Origin of the sequence: Microvirga sp. KLBC 81 (genome assembly GCF_003075415.1) — a bacterium.
Taxonomy (GTDB): domain Bacteria; phylum Pseudomonadota; class Alphaproteobacteria; order Rhizobiales; family Beijerinckiaceae; genus Microvirga.
The window spans coordinates 15,037-30,600 of sequence record NZ_QDAH01000058.1; the positions used below are offsets into that span (position 1 = coordinate 15,037).

Sequence of the window (15,564 nt, forward strand, 5' to 3'; positions counted from 1 at the left end):
TCGCGCAACCTGATCCAGGTCTGGGTTCAAAAATACGAGGCTGGTGCTCTTGATGAGGACACCGCCGCAGCCGAGCTGCTCCATGAGTACGAGGTGCGGATTGCTGCTCTCGAGCGGCTGGTCGGCGAGCAGGCTCTGGAACTGGGATTCTTGAAGGGAGCTCTGAAGCACGTATCCCGGCAGAGAAACGCGCCTGCATCCGCCATCACCAGCCCCACGGTCTCTCCGTTCCAGAGGGATGCCGACCGATGGGCCTACGGCTCCTACCGACGACACCGCCATTGCCGAGGCGATCGCCGCCATCTGCGACGAGATCGAAACCTACGGCGATCGGCGCGTGGGCGCGGCCCAGCGGCAGGCCAAGGCCTCGTTCGCCTCCTCAAGCTCTTTCCGTTCCTCGGCGAGCCGATCCTGCAAGCGCTTGTACTCCTGGGTCGTGAGGTGCTCGCGTTGGGTCTTCTTCGCGGGAATGCCCCGTTTAAGCGTCGGGTCCAGGTGCGCCTGCGTCCAGGCGTGCCAGGCCGTCTGCAACGCCTCGAACGAGTACATCGCCTTCAGGCTGTACTGAAGTTCCATCAGAGCCCTGGTGACGCTGACGGTGGGCTTCGCACTGCCCGACTTATGCCGTAGCTCCCGGACCGGCAGGCAGCCCGGTCACCGGGAAATGGGCAAATGGCATGTGGATGAGACCGACAGGGATTCTGGTGATTGTGCCTCCTGGTGAAGGAACTCTCACTAGGAGGCTTTTGATCAAAGATGGTTCTCGGGTATTTGGATCAGTCGATCTGGACGCCGGCTTCTTTCACAACCGGGGTCCACTTGGCGACCTCGGCTTTGACGTGCTCAGCTAGGGCCTCGGGTGTTGAGCCAACCACCGTAGCGCTGAAGGTCTTGAGCCGCTCCTGCACGGCCGGATCCGCCACGGCCTTGCGGGCCTCGGCGTTCAGCCGGTCCACAATCTCCTTCGGAGTCTTTGGCGGGGCAAACAGGGCATTCCAAGTGTAGGTCTCGTAGCCGGCCAGTCCGCCCTCGGCAATGGTCGGCATGTCCGGGAAGGACGGCGCCCGCTCTTTCGTCGTCACCGCAATGCCGCGCAGCGTGCCGGACCGGATGAATTCAGACGCGGACGGCAGGTTGTCGAACATGATCGGCACCTGGCCGGCCACCACATCGTTCAGGGCGGGACCGGAGCCACGGTAGGCGATGTGCTGCATCGAGACCTTGGCCATGCTCTTGAACAGCTCGCCCGAGAGATGCAGGGGCGTTCCGACCCCAGAGGACGCGTAGTTGTACTTGGAGGGGTCCGCCTTCAGGAGCGCGATCAGCTCCGGAACGGTCTTGGCCGGCAAGCTGGGATGGACCACCAGCACGTTGGGCACGAGGACGAGCAGGGAGACCGGGGTAAAGTCCGTAATCGCATCGTAGGGCTTGCGCTTGAGCATGAGCGGGTTCAGCGCGTGGGTGGCGACCGTGCCCATCAGGATCGTGTAGCCGTCCGGCTCCGCCTTGGCGACACGGGCTGCGCCTGTGCTGCCGCCGGCACCCGCCACGTTCTCGACAATGACCTGCTGCCCCAGTCCCTCGGACATCTTCTGGGCGATGATGCGGGCGACCACGTCGGTCGAGCCGCCTGCCGCAAAGGGCACGACCATGGTGATCGGGCGCGTGGGGAAGGTCTGTGCCGCGGTTGACGCAAGGCCGAGCGCTGTGCCGGCCAGAAGTGCGCCGCCGAGAATAAGTGCATGACGACGGGTGATTGGGGACATGATTAGATCTCCTACGAGGGCCGGTCAGCAACTAAAACGATGGTGCACGCCCATCGTTGACGGGGGCCCACCAAGTTCGCCCAGGCTGTCTCTGCCACAGTGATGGCGCTCCTGATATCGACCGAAACCAAGAAAGTCGATCCAGCATTGCCGAACCGTAGCAGTTTAGTTGTGAGGTCAGGCCGATGCGTCAGTTCCTGCGGGACAACGGGTTGTCAGTGACGTTGTTTCTGCTGTTCCTGATCTCTCTTATTGGCCAAGCAGTCGCAGGCTGGAGGGCGAATGTCGAGGAGCTTCGCCTCCGTGAGCTGCCCGAGAACAGCTTTGCCGAGTACCTGGCCACCGGCTACTTCCTCTCGGCGGTGTTCGAGAACTGGGAGAGCGAGTTCCTCCAGATGTCGGCTTACGTGCTGCTGACCGTGTTCCTGTTCCAGAAAGGCTCACCCGAGCCCAAGAAGCCCAACGAGGACAACCCCGAGGAGGAGACGCCGGAAAAGCACCGCCACGATCCTGATACGCCCTGGCCCGTCCACCGCGGCGGGCTGATCCTGAAGCTCTACTCCCATTCGCTCAGCATCGCTCTTGCCGCACTCTTCCTCCTGTCCTTCTGGCTGCATCTGGCGGGCAGCACGGGCCAGACCAACGAGGAGGCGCTTCAGCACCAGCAGCCTGGGCGATGCCGCTAAACTTGCCCGATCATCGATAGGCTCGTCTGGTCTTTGCCTTGGATTGCCTTTCGAGGTTGTCGGCTTCTCGAAGGCGCTTCTCGATCCAGGCTGCTTCCCTTTTGAGGAGCGGAACCAACTCGCGCTGACGTTCCTCGCTCAAACGGCTTTCCGTCGCTGCGATGGAGAGGGCACCGATCGGTCGACCGTCTGATCCGCGGATGACAACCCCAATCGCCCACGAGTCGGAGAGCATCATGCCTGGATTGATTGCATAGCCTCTTGCCCGCGTGTCCCTGATGAGGCTGCGGAGTACCCCGGGCGAAAATGATGGATACTGGTTGGCCAGCACGTCAGCATTCGCAGCCAGGACCTCTTCTACCTCCTTGTCGGGTAAGGCTGCGAGCAACGCCAAGCCTCCGGCTCCGACACCGAGCGGATGACGGTCTCCGGCATGGAGTGCATGGACCCGGATCGGATACGGTCCCTCTTCCCGGTGGACGCAAATGGAATAGAGATCTCGGGGAACTGAAAGAAAAGCCGTATCGCCCGTCTCCTGGCTCAGCCTGATAAGGGGACGGAGTGAGATCGAGTGAATGCCGAAACGGGCGCTGGCCAGCGTTCCGAGGACATAGATCTCCGGGCCCAGATAATAGCGCCGCGTCTCAAGGTCTTGGTCGAGGAGCCCGGCTCTCACAAGCGCGAGCAGCATTCGGCGCACCGTGGGCTTCGAAAGGTTGCATTGCTCAACGAGGTCGGACAGCCTGGCGCCCGATGGTCCCGCCCGGCCAACGAGGAGGAGGAGCGTCGCTGCCCTGTCGATCGCCTGTGCTCCACTGGAAGCCGCTTCATCGATTCCCTGCATGGCGATTTTGGCCGAAATGGTCTTCGGGTGTTCCAATATATGGACCTTATCCTGTCGGCGGAGTGGATATTCCTCTAGGGAAGGACTTTTCATTTGACAAGGAGGCGGATCGGAGTGCCTCCTAAAGAGCCAATAGCAACGTCCGGCAAGTGACGTGCAAACAAACATTGGGGTCCGATATATGGACCCTCGTTGTGAGGAAACGTGAGGTCCTGCGGGACCTGGCCAGGAGGATTAAATGATTCTGTCTCGTCGCCGGCTGCTGACTGTCGGCTCGACCGCCATCGCCGGTGCTGTCGTCGGAGCGCCGTTCATCGCACGCGCCCAGCAGGCCGAGTTCACGTATAAATACGCGAACAATCTGCCTGAATCGCATCCGATGAACATGCGCGCGCGCGAGATGGCCGCCGCAATCAAGGCCGAGACGAACGGCCGCTTCGATCTTCAGATTTTTCCGAGCAGCCAGCTTGGATCGGATACGGACACGTTGAGCCAGGTGCGCTCCGGCGGCGTCGAGTTCTTCACTCTCTCCGGCCTCATCCTGTCGACCCTCGTGCCAGCAGCATCGATCAACGGAATTGGCTTCGCCTTTCCGGATTATCCGACCGTGTGGAAGGCCATGGACGGTGAACTCGGAGCGTATGTCCGGCAGCAGATCGCGAAGGCGAACCTGATCGCCATGGACAAGATCTGGGACAACGGCTTCCGCCAGACGACGTCCTCGACGAAGCCGATCAACACGCCTGAGGACCTGAAGGGCTTCAAGATCCGGGTCCCGGTCTCGCCACTGTGGACCTCGATGTACAAGGCCTTCGAGGCTGCTCCCACGTCGATCAATTTCAACGAAGTCTACACCGCGCTGCAGACCAAAGTGGTGGACGGCCAGGAAAACCCGCTTGCGATCATTTCGACGGCGAAGCTTCACGAGGTGCAGAAATATTGCTCCCTCACAAACCATATGTGGGACGGGTTCTGGTTCCTGGCGAACCGTCGCGCTTGGGAGCGCCTGCCGCAAGACGTGCGCGCCATCGTGGCCAAGCATATCAATGCGGCAGCAGAGAAGGAGCGCGAGGACGTCGCCAAGCTGAACGCCACCCTCCAGCAGGATCTCGCCGCGAAGGGCATGGTCTTCAACCAGCCCGATCCGGCTCCCTTCCGCGACAAGCTGCGCAAGGCCGGATTCTACGCCGAGTGGAAGGGCAAGTATGGCGATGAGGCATGGGCTTTGCTCGAGCGGGCTGCCGGCTCTCTAGCCTAGCTTTACCTCACTTGCCGGGATGCCTTCGCGATCAGCGAGGCGTCCCGGCCGAATCCGTCGAAAATGAGCTCCCTTGGTCGCGCATCCTCGTGGTATCTCTGTAGGACGTGGTGGACATGACATCCTCAGCACAGGCCATCCCTGCTCCGGAGCCACTCATCGTCGCCGAAAGCGACGAGGTCCGGGCGGGATCCCGTTTCCTGAAACCTATCGAAATCGTCGCTTCCGGATTGCTGGTTGCCATCGTCTTCCTGCTGCTGGCGGGCGTGACCTCCCGCTATGTCTTTTCACTCTCCGTGGTGTGGATCGACGAGGCCGCCTCGATCTGCTTCCTGTGGCTCGCGATGCTGGGATCTGCGATCGCGCTCGATCGCAATGAGCATCTCAGGCTCACATTGTTTCTGCACACGATGCCAGAGAGGGTGCAACGATTCATGGAAGCCTTTGCTTCCCTGGTAGTCGCCACCTTCCTCATCTTCCTGCTCGTTCCGGCCGTCGATTACGCGCTGGAGGAGTGGTACATCACGTCACCTGCACTCAACATCCCCAATACCTTCCGTGTCGCGGCCATTCCTTTCGGCATGGTTGCGATGCTCGGGATTGTGATCTCCTACGCGCTTCGGAATTCGTCATGGCGTGACCTGCTCGTCGCAGCTCTCCTGATTGCCGTGGTGACGAGTGCCCTCTGGTTCTTTTCGCCTTCTCTCGTAAAGTTCGGCAGCGCAAAGATCATTCTCTTCCTCGTGATCTTCGTCGCTGTCTGCCTTGCGGCCGGGGTTCCTATTGCGTTCTGTTTCGGCATTGGCACGCTGAGCTATCTCGCCTTCGCCACCCAGGTCCCGCCCTTCGTCATGATCGGACGCATGGACGAAGGCATGTCTGGGATCATCCTGCTGTCGGTTCCGGTTTTCGTTCTCCTGGGCTGCATCCTTGATGCCACCGGGATGGGCAAGGCCATCGTCGATTTCCTGGCTTCGCTCCTCGGTCATGTGCGCGCCGGCATGTCCTATGTGCTGCTCGGCTCGCTCTTCGTCGTCTCGGGCATCTCCGGCTCCAAGGTTTCCGACATGGCCACCGTCGCGCCGGCGCTGTTCCCGGAGATGAAGCGGCGCGGCCACAGCCCGCGGGAGATGATCGCGCTGCTCGCCACGGGCGCCGCCATGGCCGATACCGTGCCGCCCAGCATCGTCCTGATCGTGCTGGGCTCAGTCGCAGGTGTCTCAATCGCGGGTCTCTTCACCAGCGGCTTCGTGGTCGCCATGGTCCTGCTGGCGGTTCTCGCGATCCTGGCACGCTGGAAATCCCGACATGAGAGCATGGAAGGCGTGCGCCGGGCGCCAGCCTCCCTGATCGTCCGCACCATGCTCGTCGCTGCGCCCGCGCTCGTTCTGCCGTTTCTCATCCGCAGCACGGTCGCCGGCGGCGTGGCGACGGCGACCGAGGTGTCGACCATTGCGGTGATCTACGCCCTCTTCGTCGGCATCGTTCTCTATGGCGGCATCGGCTGGCGCAAACTCTATGGCATGCTCGTCGAGACGGCGGCGCTCACCGGTGCCATCCTGCTGATCCTCGGCACGGCCCTTGCGATGGCCTGGGCCATCACCCAGGCCGGTGTTGCCCAAGGACTCGCCGCACTCATGACGGGGCTTCCCGGCGGCTGGATGAGCTTCATGGCCGTGACCATTGTGGTCTTCATGCTCCTGGGCTGTGTGCTCGAAGGGTTGCCTGCCATCGTGCTGATGGCTCCGCTCATGTTCCCCATCGCGAAGAGCCTTGGCATCAACGATGTGCATTATTCGATGGTCATCGTGACGGCGATGAACATTGGTCTGATGACCCCGCCCATCGGCATTGGCTTCTATCTCGCCTGCAAGATCGGCAACGTCTCACCGGATGAGGCCATCGGCGCGATCTGGCCCTACCTCGTGGCCCTGGTCGTCGGCCTCATCATTATTGCCGCCGTACCGTGGATCTCGACAGCCTTTCTCTGATCTCAGTCAATCGGCAGCCGCGAAGACGCTGCCGATCCCGCTGCAGGTAGAAGGCGATATTCGATGTCGCCGAACAATGGGGAGACAACTATGGCACGCGCTTCCATCATCGGCTGGGCCCACACGCCGTTCGGCAAACTCGATGATCCCGATGTCGAGAGCCTGATGGCCCGGGTCTCGGGCGAGGCTCTTGATCACGCAGGAATTGGCCCGAAGGACGTGGACGGTATCTATGTCGGCGTCATGAACAACGGCTTTTCGAAGCAAGGCTTCGAGGCCGCCCAGGTTGCGCTGTCCCAGCCAGAACTTGCTCATGTTCCGGCAACGCGGCTCGAGAATGCATGTGCGACCGGCTCGGCTGCTCTCTACACTGCCGTTGATTTCATTGAGAGCGGTCGAGGACGCGTGGCGCTGGTAATCGGTGCTGAAAAGATGACCGCCAAGCCGGTGGTGGAGACGAGCGACATCCTGTTGAGCGCCTCGTACCGCAAGGAGGAGGGCGATGCGGAAGGCGGTTTCGCGGGCGTGTTCGGCCGGATCGCACAGAACTACTTCCAGCGTTACGGCGACCGAAGCGAGGAGCTGGCGTATATCGCTGCGAAGAACCACAGGAACGCCGTCTCCAATCCCTATGCACAGATGCGCCGCGACTTCGGGTTCGAGTTCTGCAACGTGGTGTCAGACAAGAATCCCTATGTGGCGGCACCCTTGCGGCGCACTGATTGCTCGCTGATCTCAGATGGTGCGGCGGCGCTTGTTGTCGCAGATGAGGAAACGGCCGAGCGCCTTCAGCGCTCGATCGCTTTCCGCGCCCGTCAGCATGTCAATGACATCCTTCCCCTGTCGCGGCGGGATCCGACAGCTTTCGTCGGCGCCCGGATGGCCTGGGAAAAGGCGCGAGCAGAGGCCGGCGTGACGCTGGATGACCTCGACCTCGTCGAGACGCATGACTGCTTCACCATCGCCGAACTCATTGAATACGAAGCGATGGGGCTTGCCGCCCCCGGCGAAGGCTATCGAGTCGTGCGCGAGGGAGTTGCTGAGAAGGGAGGGCGCCTTCCTGTCAATCCCTCCGGTGGTCTCAAATCGAAGGGCCATCCGGTCGGCGCGACCGGCGTGTCGATGCACGTGATGGCCTGTCTTCAGCTCATGAATGAAGCCGGCGACATGCAGATCCCGGATGCGAAACTCGCAGGTGTCTTCAACATGGGCGGCGCAGCCGTCGCGAATTACGTTTCCATCCTGGAGCGCCGCAAATGACGGCTTCTGCTCACGCGCCTGCAGGCGGCGTTATCCGTGTATCAAGACGGGTCATGAACCTGTCCAACTTCCTGCATCAGGCTGCGCGGCGCTACCCGGATGATGTCGGGTTCGTCTGGGGCGAGGCCACCTGGACCTGGGCCGAATTGAATGCCCGTGTAAACGCCATGGCGGCTGCGTTGGCTGCCAAGGGCGTAAGGAAGGGCGACCGCATTCTGGTGCAGTCCAAGAACAGCAACCAGATGTTTGAATCGATGTTCGCCTGCTTCCGGCTTGGAGCGGTCTGGGTGCCGACGAATTTCCGTCAGACTCCAAGCGAAGTCGCCTACCTTGCCCAATCGAGCGGCGCTTCCGGCATGATCTGCCACAACGAGTTTCCGGAGCATGTCACGGCCGTGCGTGAGGCCGCTCCCACTATCCGTTTCGTTGTTTCCATCGGGGCATCGGAATTTGGTGAGGACTATGACGGCCTCGTCGCGCGACACGCCGGGGAGATTGCGCCATTGGAGGCCGTCGAGCATGACGATCCATGCTGGTTCTTCTTCACCTCGGGTACGACGGGACGTCCGAAGGCTGCCGTTCTCACCCACGGGCAAATGGCATTTGTGGTGACGAACCACCTCTGCGATCTGATGCCGGGCACCACTCACCAGGATGCCTCTCTGGTGGTGGCGCCACTATCGCACGGGGCCGGCGTTCATCAGCTCGCCCAGGTTGCTCGCGGGGTCAAGACCGTGCTTCTCGCCAGCGACCGTTTCGATGTCGATGAGGCCTGGCGGCTCGTGGAGCAGTGGCGGATCACGAACCTGTTCACCGTTCCCACGATCGTCAAGCTGTTGACTGAACACCCCGCCGTGGATGCGTATGATCACTCATCTCTGCGATACGTGATCTATGCGGGCGCTCCCATGTATCGGGAGGATCAGAAATACGCGCTGAAGAAGCTCGGAAAGGTGCTGGTCCAGTATTTCGGACTCGGCGAGGTCACCGGCAATATCACGGTGCTGCCGCCCGCACTTCACGAGCCCGAGGACGGCCCCGGAGTGAAGGTTGGTACCTGCGGGTATGAGCGAACCGGCATGCAGGTTTCGATCCAGGACGAGCAGGGGCGCGAGCTGGCAGCGGGCGAGACAGGAGAGATATGCGTCTGCGGCCCGGCCGTGTTCGCGGGCTATTACGACAATCCAGAGGCCAACGCGAAAGCCTTCCGAGACGGCTGGTTCCGAACGGGCGATCTCGGCCACGTGGATGAGGAAGGCTATCTGTATATCACCGGCCGCGCCTCGGACATGTACATCTCGGGCGGCTCCAACGTCTATCCGCGCGAGATCGAAGAAAAGATGCTGACGCACCCGGCCATCGCGGAGGTTGCGATCCTGGGGGTGCCCGACAGGACCTGGGGCGAGATAGGCGTGGCGGTTTGCGTTCTCCGCCCGCAGGCAAGCCTCAGCGAGCGGGAGCTCCTGGCCTGGATGGAGGGCAAGGTCGCCCGCTACAAGCTTCCGAAACGCGTGTTCTTCTGGGAGGCTCTGCCGAAGTCCGCCTACGGCAAGATCACGAAGAAGGATATCCGGGCGGAGCTCGAGGCTCGGGGCTGTCTGCCGCTGGATCAACCGGCTCAGGCTTCGGCCTGAGCAGGAACGGCGCATTCCTTCGCCGGCGATGCGCCTCCGCCCGAACGCTTCTGCCCATTCGAAGGGGAGGTATTCTTGTCTCAAGAACAGACTGTGCTGGTGACCGGAGGAGCTTCCGGCATCGGGCTTGCGATCGTCGAGGCCATTCTCGCAGAGGGCTGGCGCGCCATTGTGGCGGATCTGGATTCCAGCAATCTCGACCGATGCAGGGATGCTCTTGGAGCATCCAACGAACGCGTGCGGTTCGAACGGATGAACGTTGCGGATGAGGACGCCGTCGTCCGCGTCATCGCGGCCTGTGAAGCAGAGTTCGGCCCGCTGACAGGTGTCGTCAATTCCGCAGGCATTGGACGCGATGTGCCGGCCCTCGACACGAGTGTCGATCTCTTCCGGAAGATGCTGGAGGTCAACCTGATCGGCAGCTTCGTGGTGTCCCGGGAGGCCGCCAGGAGAATGCGGGAGCAGGGAGCGGGATCCATCGTCAACATCGCTTCCGTATCGGGTGTGATGGGGAACAAAGGACGCGTGGCGTACGGCGCCTCCAAGGGAGGCGTGATTACCATGACGAAAGTCATGGCGGTCGAGCTGGCTTCGCTTGGCATTCGCGTGAATGCTATCGCGCCCGGTCCGATTGAGACGCCCCTCGTTCAGGAGGTTCACACACCTGAAGTGCGAGCCGCCTGGATGTCGACCGTGCCCCAGCGCCGCTATGGTCTGCCGGACGAGATTGCCGGAACAGCCGTATTCCTGCTCGATAACCGAAAGTCCAGCTTCATCACAGGGCAAACCATTTGCGTCGACGGCGGCTTCTCCATTGCCGGAATTCTCGGCAGCACGGCTGCAGGAGCGGCAGAGACCTCCGCGACGGGGCATGGGTGAGCGGAACATGGTCGATCGTCTGAAGGGCAAGACTGCCATCATATTCGGGGCGGGATCGTCGGGTCCCGGCTGGGGGAACGGAAAAGCCGTGGCCGTGGCCTATGCACGAGAGGGCGCGCAGGTGGCCTGCATTGATCTCGTGCACGACGCGGCGGAGGAAACAGCCGCCATCATCAAGAGCGAGGGCGGAGTCGCCTTGGCGCTTGCGGCCGACGTCACCGATACGACGTCGATCGAAGATGCCGTGGCCGGAACGATCGCCGAGTTCGGGCAGATCAACATTCTGCACAACAATGTCGGCGTGACCCATATGGGCGGTCCTGTCGAGCTGAGCGAGGAACAGTTCAAGGCCGCTCTCGATCTGAACATCGGGCCGGTCTATCGGTCAGCCAAGGCGGTCATCCCGCACATGCTACGGCAGGGTGGGGGCGCCATCGTCAATATCTCGTCCCTCGCAGCCATCCGTTGGACCGGTTATCCTTATTTCGCCTATTATGCGACCAAGGCGGCGGTTAATCAGGCGACCGTGGCGCTCGCCATGCAATATGCTCGGCAAGGCATCCGCGCCAACTGCATCATGCCTGGCCTCATTGATACTCCGCTGATCTACAAGCAGATCTCGGCACAATATGCGTCGGTAGAAGAGATGGTGGCGGCACGCAACGCTGCCGTTCCGATGGGAAGGATGGGAACGGCCTGGGACATTGCCGACGCCGCTGTCTTCCTGGCCTCTGACGAAGCCCGGTTCATTACGGGAGTCTGCCTGCCGGTGGATGGCGGACAAAGCTGCGCCGTGTCGGAATTTCACTGAAACATCAAAAGCAAGCGGCCGGAGGGAGCACGGAATGGCATTTGCAACAACAGGCGATGGTATACGGCTCTTCTACGAGGTGACCGGACAGGGCTCGGCCATCGTCTTCGTGCATGAGTTCGGCGGGAATTACTGGAGCTGGGAGCCGCAGGTCAGCTATTTCTCCCGAAGACATCAATGCATCACTTACGCTGCCCGAGGTTATCCGCCGTCCGATATTCCTGAAAGCGCGGATCAGTACTCGCAGGTGCGAGCCGCTGATGACATCGTCGACGTGATGAGTGCTGCAGGGATTGAGAAGGCCCATATCGTGGGTCTTTCCATGGGGGCTTTCGCCTGCGTGCATGCCGCCCTGCGTCACCCGGATCGTGTGCTGTCTGCCGTCGTTGCCGGAGCAGGCTATGGCTCCGAGAAGGAACACCAGGAATACTTCCGCAAGAATTCGGAGCAGGTGGCAAGAGGCTTCGAGGAGCGGGGCGCGGAGGGTTTCGCCCCCATCTATGCCGAGAGTGCTTCGCGCGTTCAGTTTCAGGAGAAGGATCCGCGTGGCTGGAAGCTTTTCGCCGAGAGGCTCGCAAAACATTCCGTACGCGGGGCGGCCAACACCATGCGTGGCGTCCAGATGCGCCGACCTTCCCTCTATGATCTCGAGGATGATCTGTCCGCCATGCAGGTGCCTGTGCTCGTGATCGTCGGCGATGAGGATGATCACTCCATTCAACCGGGCATTTTCCTGAAGCGGACCGTACCACGCTCCGGCCTCGTCATGTTCCCGAAGTCCGGCCACACTCTGAACCTGGAGGAACCCGCTTTGTTCAACCGGATGGTGGCCGAGTTCATCGCCCAGGTTGAAGCCGGGCGATGGGGACCCCGTGACCCTCGAGCTGACCCTCAGCAGATCATGCGAGCGGATTGAGAGATGTCGCCCTGACATCGGCAGGCAGAGAAGGGCGCACAAAAGCAACGATAGGGCAGGAAAAGCGACAATGAGGCATATTCTCCATCCGGGCCCGGTGACACCGGAGCGCACGAACGCCGTCGCCGGCGCGCCCGTTCCGTTACATTTCGTGCTTGAACCGGGTGAGGCCGTCGACGAGGCCATCGCCAAAGGGTTCGCTGCTTCCGGCTGCATCGGCGGCTTCGTGGCATTCCGGGGCGGCCGGTGCGAACCGTTCAGATTCGTGATGCCGGCTGCATCTCCAGACGCCCTTCACGTGGCCTGGTATAGCGACACCTTCGCACCCGCGGGCTCGGTAGAGATCAAGCGCGCCTGCGCCATTGTCGGGCAGCGTGATGACAAGCCTTTCATTCACTGCCACGGAATCTGGGAGACTTCTGAGGGATTGCAGATGGGCCATATGCTGGCCCCGAACACGATCGTGGCGGAATCGATAGAAGTCACGGGGATCGGCATGAGAACCGCTACCTTCGAGGCTTTGCCTGATCCAGAGACGAATTTTACACTGTTCGAACCTGTACAGGTGGCCGAAGACAGGCAGGTGAAGGCAGGTCCCCGCGTGCTGCTGGCAAAGGTCCGCCCCAACGAGGACATCAGCCTCGCTATCGAGGAGATCTGTTCACGACACGGCATCGGAAGGGCTAATGTTCACGGTATCGGCAGCCTGAACGAAGTCCGCTTCACTGACGGGAGCCGAGTGGAATCACATGCGACAGAGGTCCTGATCCGCGAAGGCGGCGTGGAATCAGCGCATGATCGGCTGAGAGCCCGTCTCAAGATCGATGTTGTCGACATGGACGGACGAATCTTCTCAGGAGAGCTTGTCCACGGAGACAATCCCGTTTGCGTGACCTTCGAGCTGGTGATTGAGGCCCTGGAATAGACAAGGCAATGTGAGGCCCCATGGGTGATCCTTGGGACCCGTCCGCCGGTGTTGCGGAAGTTCCTTTCGGCCTTGGCGCGTGTCGCGCAGGCGCGTCTACTTCTGCACCGGACGCTCCACCTTGCGGGCTTGAATGCGGATCCGGCCGTGGCTCACCTCATCCGGCGGGCCGCCGGCCGCCATGTCGGCCCTAGCACGGGTCATGTCCGGGGACCCGGTGAGATCGTACCCGGATTCCGTACCAGCCTCGGCCGAACGGGAGGATTCTCGAAGACTGCCGGCCGGCTCCGCGGTGGCGTTTTCCTGCCATCCCTCGGATCGCCAGGAAGCCCGCTGCTTGTCGAGATCCAGCACCCCCTCATGGTCCAGGATGCCACCGACCCGGCCGGCCTCATGGTCGGCGCAGCTCACGATGACGATGGAGCCGCCGCGGAGCACACCCTCCACGTAGGCATAGGCGTCAGATCGCGACACGCCTGCATCCTCCAGAAGAGGAGCCAAGTTGTGTGGGGTCGACCAGATGTCGATACGATCTCCCGGGATGCCGGCCTGCTCCAGGCGTCTCGCCGCTTCCATGGCATGCTGCTCGCTGTGGAAGAGGGAGGTGACGGTCTTGGTCATCGTCGATCTCCTGCAAGGCGATGTGATATCGCAACGCTCGTGAAGAGCCGCGCCGGTCAGCAGACACCCTCGGGAGTGCGGCCGAGGCGACCGGATATCGAGAGCTCGGCCAGCCATGCGATCGGCTCAATCCGCGGACCCGCTACTGTACCACGTCGCGTCCAGTCCCACCACGCATCCGCGGCCCGGTGACGGGGCTCACGAGTGAGGAGATTGCTGGCGCCTGTGTGGCCCTGAGGCGGGCCTCCCGTCGCCCCTTATCACCCCCGATTATCGCTGCGGCCGGAGGGGGAGATTCACGGGAGTGTTGATCGGAACGGAGCCCGTGCCGAGACTTGCGGTGAAGGTCCTGCTCAGGCTCAGGATGATCCTCCGGTCTCCTCAAAGGCTGTCGAGCGGCCATATCTTTCGACCTGCCGTTCATCGACAGCCATCCGGGGGCCGCACATGCAGAACGAGGATCCGCGTCACCCGCCAGCCTTGGGCGAGGAGACCATCGGCACATTGCGGAGGTTGAATGAACGTCCGCAATCTGCACGGGCCGCCGGACAGCATGGCCGACTGAATCCTGCTGAAGGCCATGGCAAAGGGATGGTTGCCCGGGATCAATCATCTCTGCTGAGATGGCAAGGAACTGGCGCGGAGATCCTTGCCGATCTCTATGCGATCGAGAACATCGTGCTACGCGATATACCCTCACCTAGAGCATCGGACCCAAAAGTGGACTTGCACTTTTGGGATTGATCCGATGCTCCTTTTCTTGATGAGCGCATCTTTTGTGCGGAAAACCGGGTCCACTTTTCCGCACGAGGCGCTAGCAAACAAATGCCTGCGCGACAACGCCTCATCTCCTTATGGGCACCCCCCTCCCGGTCAGAACGGCGTAAGATGGTCTGCCTCGGCGGTCCTCAGTCCGCCAAGAGGCGGAGCCGCCGTGATAGGGAGGCCTCCATGTTGTTCGTCGTCATCGGCAAGGCTAAGGCCGGGAGCAGCGGCAAGGAACGCATCGCCCGCCGTGTGAGCTGGGAGTACCCTGCTGGCATGCGGAAGGTTGCGGAATACTGGCCCTTGAGCACTGAGGCAGCGGTGATTGCTGTCGCCGAAGCAGATAACGCCGCCTCGATCATGAGGGCTATCGTGGATTGGGATGACGTCTTCGACTTGACCGTCATGCCTGCAATGATGGCCGAGCAGGGTCTTGAGCTGGCGAAGCAGATGCAGGCAGGCTCGTCCACCTGAGGCCCTCGCAAGAGAATGCCGCAAAGATCGTGTGGGTGCGTGTCCGGCTCACGGACACGCATACCTCCCTATGGCCTCGAGCCGACCGTGGCTGATTTGCTGGTTCCACTTGCAGCCTGCCGCGAAATCCCACCGGTAAGCCGGGCTCAGCGTCGGCGATGGCGTGAGCTCAGAAGGTCTTCTAACGGCACAAACTGGTAGTTGGCCGATTGTCTGCTCGTGAAGGGAACACCGGACGTTCGTGAAAGGCCGCGGATTTCTTGGTTCGACCTAGCGCCTCGTGCGGAACCGAAGGTCCACGTCCGCGACCCGAAGGGCCACGCCAGTGAAAGGTGGATCCGGTTTTCCGCAAGAACGATGCGCTACTCACAGAGAATGAGCATCGGACCTTTAGGAGAGTCAGCCAGCTCCTCTTCCTTGAGAAGTTGCCCTGAAGCTATGGAACGGAAGTGCCGGCGCGAGCTCTCCGGCGTATCCTCGGGTTGCAATCAAGTGGATCGAGCGGCCGGAAGGAGGTGGTATGAATGCACTCTCAGGCTTACCGGAGATCTATCCTAACGACGTGTGATTACGTTGAGCTTTACAGGTCTGATCGCACGCATACATCCGACACTGTAGCCCATTCGACACTGTAGCCTTGGAGGCTGTGCAAGGAGCCATCACCAGTTGGTATGCGATCCATCTTTCCTACGAAGGTGCGGCATCTCTGAAAAGCGGAATGGCTCAGCCGCCTC

Annotated in this window: 15 protein-coding genes; 11 read left to right on the forward strand and 4 right to left on the reverse strand. The window is 61.5% G+C overall.

Annotated features, from left to right (window positions below):
- Positions 1 to 321: 321 nt before the first annotated feature.
- Positions 322 to 576: a hypothetical protein gene (locus DC522_RS35035; RefSeq protein ID WP_165820294.1), complete on the reverse strand. Its 255-nt coding sequence runs from the start codon at positions 574 to 576 to the stop codon at positions 322 to 324.
- A gap of 200 nt (positions 577 to 776) precedes the next feature.
- Positions 777 to 1,766 carry a tripartite tricarboxylate transporter substrate binding protein gene (locus DC522_RS24750; protein ID WP_116531266.1) on the reverse strand — a complete coding sequence of 330 codons (990 nt, stop codon included), beginning with the start codon at positions 1,764 to 1,766 and terminating at the stop codon, positions 777 to 779.
- Between the two features lie 185 nt (positions 1,767 to 1,951).
- Here DC522_RS24750 and DC522_RS24755 point away from each other — a divergent pair, with 185 nt between their 5' ends.
- Entirely contained in the window at positions 1,952 to 2,452 is a 501-nt protein-coding gene (locus tag DC522_RS24755; RefSeq protein ID WP_205769757.1) for a DUF6766 family protein, read from the forward strand.
- Positions 2,453 to 2,462: 10 nt separating this feature from the next.
- Here the strand turns inward: DC522_RS24755 and DC522_RS24760 are convergent, their stop codons facing one another.
- A complete protein-coding gene (locus DC522_RS24760; RefSeq protein ID WP_245444491.1) occupies positions 2,463 to 3,332 on the reverse strand; it encodes an IclR family transcriptional regulator in 870 nt (289 codons plus the stop codon).
- A gap of 202 nt (positions 3,333 to 3,534) precedes the next feature.
- Here DC522_RS24760 and DC522_RS24765 point away from each other — a divergent pair, with 202 nt between their 5' ends.
- The 8 genes from DC522_RS24765 (at position 3,535) to DC522_RS24800 (ending at position 12,970) form a co-directional block, all read left to right on the forward strand.
- Complete coding sequence (locus DC522_RS24765; RefSeq protein WP_116531267.1) at positions 3,535 to 4,554, forward strand: TRAP transporter substrate-binding protein; 1,020 nt, start codon at positions 3,535 to 3,537, stop codon at positions 4,552 to 4,554.
- 116 nt (positions 4,555 to 4,670) lie between these two features.
- The gene (locus DC522_RS24770; protein ID WP_116531268.1) at positions 4,671 to 6,545 is read left to right on the forward strand and encodes a TRAP transporter large permease subunit; all 1,875 of its coding nucleotides are present in this window, start codon (positions 4,671 to 4,673) and stop codon (positions 6,543 to 6,545) included.
- Positions 6,546 to 6,635: 90 nt separating this feature from the next.
- Positions 6,636 to 7,805 carry an acetyl-CoA acetyltransferase gene (locus DC522_RS24775; RefSeq protein ID WP_116531269.1) on the forward strand — a complete coding sequence of 390 codons (1,170 nt, stop codon included), beginning with the start codon at positions 6,636 to 6,638 and terminating at the stop codon, positions 7,803 to 7,805.
- Entirely contained in the window at positions 7,802 to 9,439 is a 1,638-nt protein-coding gene (locus DC522_RS24780; protein ID WP_116531270.1) for an acyl-CoA synthetase, read from the forward strand. Before DC522_RS24775 ends, DC522_RS24780 begins: the two co-directional genes overlap by 4 nt.
- Before the next feature lie 75 nt (positions 9,440 to 9,514).
- Complete coding sequence (locus DC522_RS24785; protein WP_116531271.1) at positions 9,515 to 10,318, forward strand: SDR family NAD(P)-dependent oxidoreductase; 804 nt, start codon at positions 9,515 to 9,517, stop codon at positions 10,316 to 10,318.
- Between the two features lie 7 nt (positions 10,319 to 10,325).
- The gene (locus tag DC522_RS24790; protein ID WP_116531278.1) at positions 10,326 to 11,129 is read left to right on the forward strand and encodes an SDR family NAD(P)-dependent oxidoreductase; all 804 of its coding nucleotides are present in this window, start codon (positions 10,326 to 10,328) and stop codon (positions 11,127 to 11,129) included.
- A 34-nt stretch (positions 11,130 to 11,163) separates the two neighbouring features.
- Positions 11,164 to 12,045, forward strand: a complete 882-nt coding sequence (locus DC522_RS24795; RefSeq protein ID WP_116531272.1) for an alpha/beta fold hydrolase — start codon at positions 11,164 to 11,166, stop codon at positions 12,043 to 12,045.
- 70 nt (positions 12,046 to 12,115) lie between these two features.
- Positions 12,116 to 12,970: a PCC domain-containing protein gene (locus DC522_RS24800; RefSeq protein ID WP_116531273.1), complete on the forward strand. Its 855-nt coding sequence runs from the start codon at positions 12,116 to 12,118 to the stop codon at positions 12,968 to 12,970.
- 96 nt (positions 12,971 to 13,066) lie between these two features.
- Here the strand turns inward: DC522_RS24800 and DC522_RS24805 are convergent, their stop codons facing one another.
- Positions 13,067 to 13,591, reverse strand: coding sequence for a hypothetical protein (locus DC522_RS24805; protein WP_116531274.1), 525 nt, complete (start codon positions 13,589 to 13,591; stop codon positions 13,067 to 13,069).
- A gap of 447 nt (positions 13,592 to 14,038) precedes the next feature.
- Here DC522_RS24805 and DC522_RS34370 point away from each other — a divergent pair, with 447 nt between their 5' ends.
- On the forward strand, positions 14,039 to 14,335 hold the full coding sequence (locus DC522_RS34370) for a hypothetical protein (protein ID WP_133239363.1): 297 nt from the start codon (positions 14,039 to 14,041) through the stop codon (positions 14,333 to 14,335).
- 207 nt (positions 14,336 to 14,542) lie between these two features.
- Positions 14,543 to 14,830, forward strand: coding sequence for a DUF3303 family protein (locus DC522_RS24810; RefSeq protein WP_116531275.1), 288 nt, complete (start codon positions 14,543 to 14,545; stop codon positions 14,828 to 14,830).
- Positions 14,831 to 15,564 lie beyond the last annotated feature (734 nt).